The following is a 12,406-nucleotide window of genomic DNA, read 5'->3' as shown; positions in this document are numbered from 1 at the left end:
TTTACAAGCTTATATTTACTATACGTTCAACCAAATCACTAAAACCTATACCATGCACTTTTGCCGCTTTAGGGACTAACGATGTTTCTGTCATACCTGGTACCGTATTTACTTCTAATATTTGCCAATTACCTGCACTGTCTTTCATTAAATCAACACGTCCCCAGCCACTAGCACCTGTTGATTTAAAGGCTTGTAATGATAGTGCTTTAATTACTTCTTCTTCTGCTTCTGGTAGCCCACATGGACAATGATATTGCGTACTATTAGATTGATATTTTGCTTTATAATCATAAAACTCCCGTGGAGTTTCCATATGAATAGCAGGTAACGCTTCATCGCCTAAAATTGCCACGGTATATTCAGGTCCATCAATCCAGGCTTCTAACAATACGTCGCCATCAAAACTAAAAGCTTCGATTAATGCGTTATGTAATTTTTCTGGAGAATCAGCCATTGCCATCCCAATACTTGAGCCTTCATGAGCAGGTTTTACCATCACTTTCCCACCTAAATCTTTAAGCTGTTGCTCAACATCAAGTGACGTAAACTCTGCCTTAGTAACAACGGCAAAAGGTGCTGTTGGTATGTTAGATGCTTTAAATATTTGCTTACTACGGACTTTATCCATTGATAAAGCAGAGCCTAAAACATTCGATCCTGTGTAAGCAATACCTAAGTACTCTAATGCCCCTTGTAAACAACCATCTTCTCCCCCTCGACCATGTAAGGCGATAAACACTCGCTTAATATCCTGCGTGACTAACTCTGTTAACAGCGTGTATTTGGTATCAATTAATACCACATTAAAACCTGCTTTTTTTAATCCTTGAGCAACAGCTGCTCCTGATTTAAGAGAAACTTCTCGCTCTGCCGAGTTACCACCATAAAGCACAGCAATGACGTCTTTTTTGATCGATTCTTTCACGGCTACAGTATTCATTTACTTTGTCTCTTCTGTTACTAACAAAGGGTTGTTTGATAAGTCTCTCGCAACCGTACCAATACTACCTGCCCCCTGAGTTATCACCATATCGTCATCTTTTAACTGTGCTAACAATAATTCAGGAAGCATCTCTACATCACTCACGTAAACTGGTTCAATTTGCCCACGTTGACGAATAGAACGAGCTAAGCTTTTACTATCTGCTGTGGCAACAGGAGTTTCGCCAGCAGCATAAACATCAAGTAAAAACAAACAGTCAACTTCGGATAAAACTTCAACAAAGTCTTCGTATAAATCACGGGTTCTTGAATAACGATGTGGCTGAAAAATCATAACTAAACGTTTATTTGGCCAACCGGTTCTCATTGCCAATATAGTTGCTTTAACCTCACTTGGGTGATGACCATAATCATCAACAAGCACCATATTTCCTGCTGGTGTTGTTAAGCTAGCAAGTTGCTCAAAACGACGCCCTATACCTGCAAACTCAGTTAGCGCTTTACAAATAGACTCATCATCAATACCTTCATCTTTGGCAACGGCAACACCTGCAAGTGCATTTAATACATTATGCTGGCCAGGTAAATTTACACTCATATCAAGCGGAGGTTGGCCATCTATCTCAACAGTAAAGTAACTAACGCTACCATCTTGTTGATAATTTGCTGCACGAATATCTGCATCTTCAGAAAAACCATAAGTAATAACTTGGCGACTAATACGTGGTAATAATTCACGCACAACCGGGTTATCAATACAAACCACAGCTAAACCATAAAATGGCAAGTTATGTAAAAACTCAATGTAGGTGTCTTTTAATTTTTCAAAATCACCTTGATAAGTCTCCATATGATCCGCATCAATATTGGTGATCACCGAAACCATCGGCTGTAAATGCAAAAATGATGCATCACTTTCATCGGCTTCAGCCACTAAGTAACGGCTACTGCCCAAACGAGCATTAGTGCCGGCACTATTAAGTAAACCACCAATAACAAACGTAGGATCTAACTGTCCTTGCGCAAAAATACTAGCAATCAAACTTGTTGTTGTCGTTTTTCCATGCGTACCTGCAATGGCAATACCATGTCGAAAACGCATAAGCTCAGCGAGCATTTCTGCGCGGCGAACAACAGGAATACGTAGTGCTTTAGCTGCAAGTAACTCTGGATTGTTTTTTTCTATTGCAGTTGAAACAACAATGACACTTGCCTCTTCAACATTTTTACTTGCATGGCCTATGGTGATCGTTGCTCCAAGAGCCAGTAAACGTTTTACGACTTGATTTTCGCCAATATCAGAGCCTGATATTTGATACCCTTCATTTAGCAGTACTTCAGCAATGCCGCCCATACCTGCGCCGCCAATACCAACAAAATGGATACGTTTAACTCGACGCATTTCAGGTACATTCATTTTATTCTTACTCATTACTTTTGGGCTCATATAATTACTCATATTCTGTTCTAAGCAGCTGCGAGTTGCTGACAAATACTCGCGACTTTATTCGTTGCATCGGCATCCGCAGCAGCAAAGGCTGATTTTGCCATTTTTTGCAAAATTTGCGGATCACTAAATAGCTCATTTAATTGTGTAGTTAGCATCTCATTGGTTAATTCATTCTGCTTAATCAAAATACCTGCCTCACGAGACACTAAATATTGAGCGTTTTTGGTTTGATGATCATCAACAGCATGAGGTAATGGCACAAGGATGGACGGCTTTGCAGCCATCGCTAATTCAGATACAGTTAAAGCACCCGCTCGACAAATCACAATATCTGCCCATTGGTAAGCACTCGCCATATCATCAATAAACTCAGTCACTTTTACCTTGCCATCAGCTAAACTCTGTTGGTTATAGCTATTGATAACATTGTCTTTTTTTCCTTTACCCGTTTGGTGCCAAATATTAAAAGGCAATAATGTCTCCTTGTGGATATCGTTTATTGCGCTACTTTTATTGTGACTTTTATCACCAATATTCACTAATTTTTCAAAGCTTATTGGTACAATTTCATTTAATACTTGAGCACCTAAACTGCCACCAACAACTAAAATGTTGTGGCTACTTTTAACTGTTTCTTCATTTTTATTTTTAGTCGCCTTATTACCAATGCTTGCTCTAAGTGGGTTACCAACAACTTGTGCTGTTATTCCTTGTTTAAAGGCATTCGGAAATGCACAGCAAACTTTAGTAGCAATTCGTGCTAATAAACGATTTGTTAACCCCGCAGCTGCGTTTTGCTCATGTAAAACTAGCGGCTTATTCATTAACCACGCAGCTAATCCTCCAGGACCACTAGCATAACCACCCATGCCTAGTACCACATCAGGTTTAACTTTTCGAATAACACGTAAAGCCTGCAATAAAGAGTTCATGAGTTTAAATGGCAGCTTTAACCACGTGATCAACTTTTTATTACGTAAGCCACTAATCGTAATAAATGATATTTCAAAACCACTAGCAGGCACAATTTGCGCTTCCATACGATCAGATGTACCTAACCAATGAATAGCCCAACCTTCATTTTTTAATTTTTCAGCAACTGCAAGACCAGGAAATATATGCCCTCCTGTACCACCCGCCATGACCAACAAAGTAGGCTTTTTTTTCAAACTAGAATACACGTTAGTTTTCATTATCGCCTCCTAGCTTTTTTGTTTTTCTTTTTGAAGAAGTCGCTTGAATACTCTGCATTCTCAATTCATGATCAATACGAATTAAAATAACCACAGCCAGAGTCATAATGATCATAGAGCTGCCACCATAACTAATGAGTGGCATCGTTAAGCCTTTAGTAGGAACTATACCCGCACTCGCTCCAATATTAACCGCAGCCTGAAAGCACATCCAAATACCAATTGCGTAAGCAAAAAAGGCTTCAAAAAACTTCTCTTTAACTAAAGCTTTCTTTCCTAAAACAAGTGCTTTACATACTAATGTCATACTAAGTAGCAAAATAACCGTAACCCCAAAGAAACCAAATTCTTCGGCTAAAACGGCCATAACAAAATCGGTATGAGCTTCAGGTAAGTATTCTAATTTTTGAATACTATTTCCTAAACCTTGACCAAAAACCTCTCCTCGCCCATAAGCCATTAAAGATTGTGTTAATTGATAACCGCTACCAAAAGGGTCTTGCCAAGGATCTAAAAAGCTTGTAATTCGACGCCAGCGATAAGGTTCAAATATTGCTAACAATGTTAACAGTAATAAGCCTACCGAAGCTAAACTTACGAATTGCCAAAGCTTTGCACCAGCTAAAAATAATAAACCGAAGGTTGTGACAAACATCACAATAATGGTACCCAAGTCAGGTTGTCTTAATATTAAGCCCGCCAGTACAGCAAAAACGACTAAGGGCTTAGCAAAGCCTCTCCAATCTTCCATAACTTGATCACGACGACGCACTAAATAAGCAGCCAAATAACAAAAGAAAAATAGTTTAGCTGGCTCTGCCGCTTGCAGTGTAATAGGGCCTAAGGCAATCCAACGTGTTGAACCATTTACAGAACGACCAACAAGCAGTACTGCCACTAACAGCACAATGCCAAAGATTAATAAATAACTGCTATTTTTTTGCCACCACGACATGGGTATTTGTAAAGCAACAGCGGCAATACCTAAGCTCAGTACAATATAAATGCTATGACGAATAACAAAATGAAATGGATTATTAAAAAGTCGCTCAGCGACAAGCATAGATGAGCTTGCCACCATAATTAATCCGATCATGTACATTAAAAGTGCTATAACAACAAAACTTCGGTCAAAAACCATCCCTTGTTGTGGCGTAGACTCACTATTAAAAACTTTCATGACATTACTACTAATATTCGCAGTAATATCTGACAAAATAGAGAATCTAGCGGTTTTTTCAGTATTATCTAAGTCTATTGAAGCGCCTTTCATAAGCCCTCCTTTGCTAGCTGAGTAACCGCTGCCATAAACTGTTCACCACGGTCAACAAAACTCTTAAACATATCTAAACTAGCACAGGCAGGTGAAAGTAGAACAACATCACCTGCTTTAGCATACGCATTAGCGACTTGAACCGCTTCTTGCAAACTTACAACTTTACTGACATTGGCCTGATTAGTAACGATGTTAGCAATACTATCGCCATCTTTACCTAAAGTAATCACTTGGCTAACATATTGTGCTAAAGGTGCAGATAAAGGTGTAAAATCAGCACCTTTACCATCACCACCAGCAATAAGAATCAAGCGCGGTTTTGTATCGTTTTCTGAACTCAACGTTTGTGCCAAGCCATTAATTGCCGCAAGTGTCGCACCTACATTTGTCGCTTTAGAGTCATTAATCCACGTGATATTGTCTTGAGTCTTAATACGTTGACATCGATGTGCTAAACCAGTGAAACCAGCTAAATTATCAACAAGCTTAGTCAATGACCAACCCGCACAATAACCAAAGGCTAACGCGGTTAAATAATTGAGTGCATTATGCATTCCAGCTAAAGGAAGTTCTTCTAATGCAATCAAATTTTGCTTGCCAAAAGCTAAGTAGGCTTTGCTGTTTTCAACAGTAACCCCAAACTGATTTTCAGCTGGAGCATCACTACCAATTGAAATTGTTGGTTGTGATGGATTAGGTGTATTTGTTGTGGCATCGTCACGATTAATAATCGCTACCTTACCTTGGTGGTAGATACTTTGCTTAATCCGTATATAATTTTCCATTGTTTGATGTCGATCAAGATGATCATCACTTACGTTTAAAACACTCGTGGCAATGGCTTTCATACTGGTAAGCGTTTCCAGTTGGAAACTTGATAACTCTAGAATTAAAAATTCAGGTAACGCATTGTTTTTTGAAAAGCTAGTACTCACTATTTTATCGGTAAATATATCTAATACTGGCTGACCTATATTTCCACCAAGTTGTGCTTTAATTCCCAAACAATTAGCTAAATAGGCAAGTAATGAAACTACGGTGGATTTACCGTTTGAGCCTGTTAATGCTAAAATATCAATTGGTTTATTATCTTCTTCAAGACCGTATTCTTGATTCAATTGACAGAATAATTCGACGTCACCCATCACCTGACAATTCGCACTAATATATTGAGCAATATTATTAGCAACACTATCAATGCCAGGGCTGATTAAAATGATATCTGCACTGGTAATTAAGTCAGTTTGCCACTTACCTAGATATAAACTAGCGGTAGGAAAATCTTGAGAAAATTGCTGTTCGGTATAATCTCCAGAAAATGGGTTTGCACGTGAGTCATTAACAGCAAAACACAAACCTAGAGCGCTAAGGTAGCGAGCACAGGATAACCCTGTGATACCTGCACCCAGTACTAATATTTGTTTATGTTTCATGTCTGATAACAATGCCATTCTCTGTCTCTAGTTGTGTTGATATTTAAATATTTTAAGTTGTTTATCGCACGCTAGTTATCTTAATTTTAATGTTGCCAATCCAACCAACACTAAAATAAATGAAATAATCCAGAAGCGCACAATCACTCTTGGCTCTGGCCAGCCTTTTAATTCGTAATGATGATGAATAGGTGCCATACGAAATATTCGTTGTCCGCGCATTTTATATGACCCAACCTGTAAGATTACAGAAACAGTTTCCATAACAAACACACCACCCATAATAAATAATACTAATTCTTGTCTGACTAATACTGCTATTACCCCTAATGCTGCACCAAGTGCTAAAGAACCAACATCTCCCATAAAGACTTGTGCTGGATAAGTGTTAAACCACAAAAAACCTAGTCCGGCACCGACAATAGCGGTACAAACAATAACAAGTTCAGAGGTCATCGCTATATAAGGAATATTCAAATAACCAGCAAAGTTTACGTTGCCCGTAACGTAAGCGAAAAAAGCAAAAGCACCGGCAACCATAATGGTGGGTACTATCGCTAATCCATCTAATCCATCGGTTAGATTGACGGCATTACTGGTTCCAACAATAACGAAATAAGTCATTACAATATAAAAGATACCTAATTGAGGCATGACATCTTTAATGAAAGGTATCAGTAAAAAAGTTTGATCAGGGTGAGATATTTGATATAAAAATATTGCTGTCGTTAACCCAGCAACTGTCTGCCAAAAATACTTCCACTTAGCAATTAAGCCATTAGAATCTTTACGAACAACTTTACGATAGTCATCAACAAAACCAATAAGACCAAAGCTTACAACCACAAATAACACAACCCAAACATAAATATTGCTCAGGTTTGCCCACAATAAAATACTAACCACAATCGCAGCGAGAATAAGTATCCCCCCCATGGTTGGTGTGCCTGATTTTGATAGATGACTTTCAGGACCATCATCACGAACAGTTTGACCTATTTGCATTTTTTGCAAATAGCGAATCAATTTAGGACCAAAATACAAGGAAATAAATAACGCAGTTAACGTGCTAATAATGGCACGAAATGTTAAATATGAAAAAACATGAAACACACTATAATACTGAGTTAAATATTCCGCTAACCAATGTAACATTAAGCATTATCCTTTTTGTGTGAGCTAAGTGTACTTTCATTTAAAATTTGATCTTGTTGTTGCTTTGCATGCCAGTTAAGAATATCTTCCACAACATTTTCCATATGCGCACTACGTGAGCCTTTAACTAATACTTTGTTTTTTTGATCGGTATTGCTCTCATTTTCTAATAGATTCGCCAAATAGGCGTTAAGGGTATCTTTATTATCAAAATGTTCACTAATTGCTGTATTATTCATTGCAAAAGCATCGCGCGTATTTTTACTTAAAACACCTAATGTTAATAAAACATCAATTCCTTGATTTTGAGCATATTCACCAATTTCTTGATGATAACTAGCAGCATCGCTACCTAACTCACCCATATCACCTAACACCAAAATTCTTTTTCCTGAATAACTGGCAAGTAAAGCCACCGCCGCTTTAATCGAATCGACATTGGCATTATATGTGTCATCAATCAGCCTAATTTCGTTACTCACTTTTGTTTTAGCTAAATGATGAACATTTAAACGTCCTTTTACCGGCGCCATATCAGCTAAACCCAGTTGAATATCTTTCAATGTTGCACCGCATTCAATCGCGACTGCTGCTGCTGCTACGGCATTACACACATTATGTTTTCCAGGAATGGGCAACTTAATAACACATTGTCCAAGGGAGCTTTGTAAATCAAAACTTGCACAACCATTCTCGTCTAACGATGCGTTTTCACTATAACAATCTGCCTGAGAGCTTGTTTTATCATCACTAACTCGGGTACATGAGAAAGTGCGTACTTGCTTGTCAGTTAAACGCCACTGCCATTTATCAGTGTATTTACTCGCATGGTTATATAACGCAACACCGTTACTAGGTAAGCCTGAAAAAATCTCACCTTTAGCACGAGCAACCCCACATAAATCACCAAAACCTTCTAAGTGGGCAGCAGCAATGTTGTTAATCATCGCGACATCAGGCTTGACTAATTCTGTGGTATAGGCGATTTCCCCCATGTGATTAGCACCCATTTCAATTACAGCAAACGCATGTTTATCTTCTAAACGCAATAAAGTCAGTGGTACGCCAATATCATTGTTGAAATTGCCATTCGTTGCTAAAACATTACCTAAACGAGATAAAATGGCCGCAATCATTTCTTTTACTGTCGTTTTACCACTACTGCCTGTTATACCAATAGTTTTTGGTGCTACTTGTTGCTTAACATAAGCACCAATTTTTCCAAGTGCGATACGTGTATCATCAACAATAATTTGAGCTACTTTATTGCTATCAATATTCTCAATCTTGTGATCTACCACTAAAACTTGGCAACCATAGTCAATCACTTGCTGTACAAAAAGATGACCATCAAAATTGGGTCCTTTGAGTGCTAAAAATGCACTCTGCTTCTCGGCAGTCTGCTGTAATTTAAATTCTCGAGAATCTGTCACAACATTATTAACTTCAAGCATCTTCATCGAATCATCGCAAATTAAATCGCCATTTATTGCGGTCGAAAATGTAGATAATGCTATGCTAATCATTGTAATTCACCAACTACTGAAGAGTCTGCACTGTGATAATTTGCAAAGAAATTTTTCACAATATCGCGTTCGTTATAATCAATTTTTTCACACCCTAAAATAATATAATCTTCATGGCCTTTACCCGCTAATAGCACCACATCATTTGCTTGTGCTTTTGCTAATGTTGCTAACACTGCTTCTTTTCTATCAACAATTACCTGTACTTTGCACTGTTCATTAAGCCCAGCAAGTACATCATCAATAATGTTCATGGGCTGTTCAGTACGCGGATTATCATTAGTAACAATTAACTGGTCAGCATATGTTTGCGCCGCTTGCGCCATTAGTGGTCGTTTACCTTTATCTCGATCACCTCCACAGCCAAAAACAACAAATAGATTACCGTCACAATGCTGTCGACATGCTATTAATGCTTTCTCTAATGCATCAGGGGTATGTGCATAATCAACCACAGCGGTAGGTGATGGAGCATAAGTAGATGAAAAAGCTTCCATCCGTCCAGAAATAGGTTTTAATACTTTAACTTGCGCGGCTATAGCAGTTAACGACACGTCTTCAATTAACATCACAGCAATCACGGCGAGTAAGTTGTCAATATTGAAGTCACCTAGTAACGGGCTATGTATGTCAATATCGCCAAGGTGTGTACACAAAGTAAAATCAACACCTTGATGATGGTGTTTAATATTTTGACAAGTTACAAACTTTGCGTGTTGGCGTATATTTTTACTACGACCATAAAGCCAAGTATTATACAGCGATAAGTTTTCACTCGTGGGCCAATTAGCTAACCAACGTTGCGTTTGTTCATCATCACCATTTAATACTGCAATTTGTTTTTCATTCGGGGTAAATAGCTGTCTTTTAGCGGCAGCGTAAGCAGCCATAGTGCCATGATAATCTAAATGATCACGGCTTAAATTAGTAAAAATAGCTATATCAAAGGTATTTCCGGTTACTCTGCCTTGCTCAAGCGCATGAGAGGAAACTTCCATAGCAATATGAGTAATGCACTCATCATTTAGCTTTTTGGGGCTAATGTCATTGTGGCTAAAACGGAAGAATAATTGCATTAAATCTGTAGCACTAGGCGTGGTATTATCTAATACTTCTAAATTATCAACCATGCCAGCGCCATTTGTGCCTATAACACCACAAGGTTTGTGACAATTTGTTAGCGCTTGTCCTAACAGTTGACTAATACTGGTTTTCCCGTTTGTACCGGTAATACCAATCATAGTCATGCTTTTTTCAGGTGACTGATAATAGGCACTCGCTAGTGCGAAAAGCTTTTTATTAAGCTGATAAAAACTAATAATCGCTACTTGCTTATTAGTTGATTCACTAAAATAACTATTACCGTGCTCTTCTTCAGTTTCACATTCCGATAAAACTAGCTTGGCACCACGTTTAATAGCTTGCTCAATATACTGACGACCATCTTGAGCATAACCAATAATGGCACAAAAAATATCACCACAACTTATCATGCGGCTATCATTTGTTAAATGACCTTGGTCACCATCAAAGTTTAACTGTGTAGGTAAAACAATAGAAAAGTCTTGTAATACTTGTTTGATAAAAGCAGTTGAAGGCTTATTGATTGATAAATTAGACATCATTAGCCTCCCTATACAAAATATTTGGCTGAGCTTCGCTTGTTATAGATCCTTGTCTTAACGCTAATTTATCATCAGCATCAGGAGCAACATTTAAAACACGTAATGCACCTTGCATTACTCGCGAAAATACTGGCGCAGCTACTTCACCACCGTGATACAAATCTCCACCTGGATCATTGATGACCACGACAACAACTATTTGTGGATTACTAATAGGCGCAACGCCTGCAAATAATCCAACATAATCATTACCATACCCACCAGCGACAGCTTTAAAGGAAGTTCCTGTTTTACCACCGACACGGTAACCTTCAACTTTTGCTTTTTGTACATGTTTATCTACGACCTTTTCGAGCATTTGAGTCACGGCTAATGAATTTTTTTCAGAAAAGACCCGTTCACCTTTTGGTTGATCATTTCTTTGAACCAGTGATAACTCACGCTTAATACCGCCATTAGCTAAAGTTGCATAAAATCGGGCTAGCTGTAACGGTGTAATTGCTAAACCATATCCCCAAGATAAAGTTGCCAATTCAAACTTTGACCAACGTTGCCTGTCATGCATCATACCTGAGCTTTCACCCACTAAATTGGTACCAGTACTATCAGCAAACCCGGCATCAAAAAACTTATCTAATAAGAAATTTTTAGGCACAGAAAGAGCTAACTTAGTCGTGCCCATATTTGATGAAGTAACTAAAATATCTTCAACCGAAAGCTTTCCTCTATCAATAGGATCATTAACACGTCTACCACCTAGACGCATCCAGCCTGGGCTAGTATCTATAATAGTTTTAGTATTTGCAGAGCCAAACTCTAATGCGGTTAACACTGTTAATGGCTTCATAGTAGAGCCAGGCTCATAAACATCGGTGATTGCACGATTTCTAAAGCGATGAATTGCCGTATTACTACGATTATTTGGGTTATATGAGGGGCTATTAGTTAACGCTAGTATTTCACCTGTATGAATATCAACCACCACCACAGAGCCTGAAGTTGCTTTAAATGCCTGTACTGCGCCTTTTAACTCTTTATAGGCTATCGCTTGAATACGTTGGTCAATAGTTAATTTAACATTTTGCGCTGCTTGTGCTTTTTCTACTGACAGTATTTCAATTTTCCTGCCAGAAGCATCTTTTCTAAAACGCTTATTACCGCCTTTACCCGTTAAAACTTCATCATATACGCGTTCAATACCTTCAATGCCTTTATCGTCAATATTTGTAAAACCAACTATATGAGCGCTGATTTCACCTGTAGGGTAAAAACGCTTTGACTCTTTACGTAAATAAATGCCTGGTATTTTTAATTCACGAATATATGTCGCCATTGCTGGAGAAATTTTTCGTTCTAAATAAACAAATCGTTTACTCGAACTACCAGCAACACGCGAGGTAAGCTCTTTAACATCTTGTCCCAAAACATCAGCAAGGGCTTGCCAATGCTCTTTCATTGACAAAGCATTGTTATCCATAATAATTTTAGGATCAGCCCACACCGTTTCTACTGGCACACTAATCGCTAATTTATCACCGTTTCTATCAACAATGGTGCCTCGTTGTACCGTATTAGCAGCAACACGCATAGAACGCATATCACCCTGCTTTTTTAACATATCGGGTTCAATAACCTGAATATAAGCACTACGCGCTAGTAATCCACTATAAATCAAGACAACAACACCTATCACAACGTAATAACGCCATGCTGTTGTTGTAGGTTGACTACTGCGGTTATTTACTTTTTTATTCATTTAACTAACGTGCTTAATGGTTGTTTTCTTTCGGACTAAAGCCCAAC

General features: G+C 38.3%; 9 protein-coding genes. All 9 read right to left on the bottom strand.

Annotated features, from left to right (window positions below):
• Window position 1: 1 nt before the first annotated feature.
• From Q4496_RS09240 to Q4496_RS09200, 9 genes are read right to left on the bottom strand one after another with little or no spacing between them, the layout of a single operon-like run.
• Window positions 2-943 (bottom strand): D-alanine--D-alanine ligase, encoded by a 942-nt coding sequence (locus tag Q4496_RS09240; protein WP_215974244.1) that lies wholly within the window; start codon window positions 941-943, stop codon window positions 2-4.
• Window positions 944-2,392: a UDP-N-acetylmuramate--L-alanine ligase gene (murC, locus tag Q4496_RS09235; protein WP_215974243.1), complete on the bottom strand. Its 1,449-nt coding sequence runs from the start codon at window positions 2,390-2,392 to the stop codon at window positions 944-946. It lies immediately after the preceding gene.
• A 20-nt stretch (window positions 2,393-2,412) separates the two neighbouring features.
• A complete protein-coding gene (gene murG, locus Q4496_RS09230; RefSeq protein WP_303610329.1) occupies window positions 2,413-3,588 on the bottom strand; it encodes an undecaprenyldiphospho-muramoylpentapeptide beta-N-acetylglucosaminyltransferase in 1,176 nt (391 codons plus the stop codon).
• Window positions 3,578-4,861 carry a cell division protein FtsW gene (gene ftsW, locus Q4496_RS09225; protein WP_215974241.1) on the bottom strand — a complete coding sequence of 428 codons (1,284 nt, stop codon included), beginning with the start codon at window positions 4,859-4,861 and terminating at the stop codon, window positions 3,578-3,580. Before ftsW ends, murG begins: the two co-directional genes overlap by 11 nt.
• Window positions 4,858-6,315 carry a UDP-N-acetylmuramoyl-L-alanine--D-glutamate ligase gene (gene murD, locus Q4496_RS09220; protein ID WP_215974240.1) on the bottom strand — a complete coding sequence of 486 codons (1,458 nt, stop codon included), beginning with the start codon at window positions 6,313-6,315 and terminating at the stop codon, window positions 4,858-4,860. The genes ftsW and murD overlap by 4 nt, the downstream gene beginning before the upstream one ends.
• Window positions 6,316-6,372: 57 nt before the next feature.
• Entirely contained in the window at window positions 6,373-7,452 is a 1,080-nt protein-coding gene (gene mraY / locus Q4496_RS09215; protein ID WP_215974239.1) for a phospho-N-acetylmuramoyl-pentapeptide-transferase, read from the bottom strand.
• Window positions 7,452-8,978, bottom strand: a complete 1,527-nt coding sequence (gene murF / locus Q4496_RS09210) for a UDP-N-acetylmuramoyl-tripeptide--D-alanyl-D-alanine ligase (RefSeq protein ID WP_215974238.1) — start codon at window positions 8,976-8,978, stop codon at window positions 7,452-7,454. Before murF ends, mraY begins: the two co-directional genes overlap by 1 nt.
• Window positions 8,975-10,600: a UDP-N-acetylmuramoyl-L-alanyl-D-glutamate--2,6-diaminopimelate ligase gene (locus Q4496_RS09205; RefSeq protein WP_215974237.1), complete on the bottom strand. Its 1,626-nt coding sequence runs from the start codon at window positions 10,598-10,600 to the stop codon at window positions 8,975-8,977. Before Q4496_RS09205 ends, murF begins: the two co-directional genes overlap by 4 nt.
• The gene (locus Q4496_RS09200) at window positions 10,593-12,359 is read right to left on the bottom strand and encodes a penicillin-binding protein 2 (RefSeq protein WP_215974236.1); all 1,767 of its coding nucleotides are present in this window, start codon (window positions 12,357-12,359) and stop codon (window positions 10,593-10,595) included. The genes Q4496_RS09205 and Q4496_RS09200 overlap by 8 nt, the downstream gene beginning before the upstream one ends.
• Window positions 12,360-12,406 lie beyond the last annotated feature (47 nt).

It is taken from the genome of Colwellia sp. 5_MG-2023 (assembly GCF_030547795.1).
In the GTDB taxonomy this organism is placed as follows: domain Bacteria; phylum Pseudomonadota; class Gammaproteobacteria; order Enterobacterales; family Alteromonadaceae; genus Colwellia.
This window is presented reverse-complemented; position numbering and strand designations above follow the sequence as displayed.

Excerpts from the sequence above, each read along its gene's own strand:
- murD (WP_215974240.1), bottom strand. The coding sequence starts at position 6,315 with ATGGCATTGTTATCAGACATGAAACATAAACAAATATTAGTACTGGGT.
- Q4496_RS09240 (WP_215974244.1), bottom strand. The coding sequence starts at position 943 with ATGAATACTGTAGCCGTGAAAGAATCGATCAAAAAAGACGTCATTGCT.
- murF (WP_215974238.1), bottom strand. The coding sequence starts at position 8,978 with ATGATTAGCATAGCATTATCTACATTTTCGACCGCAATAAATGGCGAT.
- mraY (WP_215974239.1), bottom strand. The coding sequence starts at position 7,452 with ATGTTACATTGGTTAGCGGAATATTTAACTCAGTATTATAGTGTGTTT.
- Q4496_RS09200 (WP_215974236.1), bottom strand. The coding sequence starts at position 12,359 with ATGAATAAAAAAGTAAATAACCGCAGTAGTCAACCTACAACAACAGCA.
- murG (WP_303610329.1), bottom strand. The coding sequence starts at position 3,588 with ATGAAAACTAACGTGTATTCTAGTTTGAAAAAAAAGCCTACTTTGTTG.
- ftsW (WP_215974241.1), bottom strand. The coding sequence starts at position 4,861 with ATGAAAGGCGCTTCAATAGACTTAGATAATACTGAAAAAACCGCTAGA.
- Q4496_RS09205 (WP_215974237.1), bottom strand. The coding sequence starts at position 10,600 with ATGTCTAATTTATCAATCAATAAGCCTTCAACTGCTTTTATCAAACAA.
- murC (WP_215974243.1), bottom strand. The coding sequence starts at position 2,392 with ATGAGCCCAAAAGTAATGAGTAAGAATAAAATGAATGTACCTGAAATG.